Raw genomic sequence first — 604 nt, 5'->3', positions numbered from 1 at the left:
GGATAAAGAAGACGCACCGCCGGAGGATATGGAGTTGGGTAAACAGTTTGCACAGACGGTGACGCTGCAATGTCCGTAGTTTATCAACAACGCGCCGCCAGACGCCGCTGGCTGACACTATGGCCGCTGGCGGTGTTTTTACTGTTGGCTGCAGTCGGCATACTGTGGCTATGGCAGGCCTGGCCGCAGGTGATGATGAAGAGTGTCGTCTGGCAGCGCGACGTTAACCAGCAGATGAGCGGTTTGCTGAAAGCCGTTGCCGCCAATCCGGCCCAGGCCGGGGGATCGCTGCTGCTGTTTAGTTTTCTCTATGGTGTGCTGCATGCGTTGGGACCAGGACATGGAAAAGTCGTCATTACCACCTGGCTGGCAACACATCCCTCGAAGCTGAGGTCGAGTATTGGCCTGACGCTGGCCTCATCTTTATTACAGGGACTGGTCGCCATCGGGCTGGTGGTTGTGGTGCTCACCATTTTGCAGTTGCCTGCACGACAGCTACATATGAGTAGTTTCTGGCTGGAGAAAGGGAGTTATGCGCTGGTTGGCGTGTTGGGCGTTTTATTGTGCGTCCGTGCGCTGAAGAAATTGCGCCAGTTGCTGCGTC

The 604-nt window shown here is 56.1% G+C and carries 2 pseudogenes; both read left to right on the top strand.

Annotated elements, in window-relative coordinates:
- Window positions 1–79 (top strand): annotated as a pseudogene (locus KQJ19_RS23820) (DUF1007 domain-containing protein); the annotation flags it as partial.
- Window positions 70–604, top strand: a pseudogene (locus KQJ19_RS23815) (nickel transporter); the annotation flags it as partial. The pseudogenes KQJ19_RS23820 and KQJ19_RS23815, both read left to right, overlap by 10 nt.

The sequence above is a fragment of the Citrobacter sp. S46_ASV_140 genome (assembly GCF_018919545.1).
Classification (GTDB): domain Bacteria; phylum Pseudomonadota; class Gammaproteobacteria; order Enterobacterales; family Enterobacteriaceae; genus Citrobacter; species Citrobacter braakii.
This window is presented reverse-complemented; position numbering and strand designations above follow the sequence as displayed.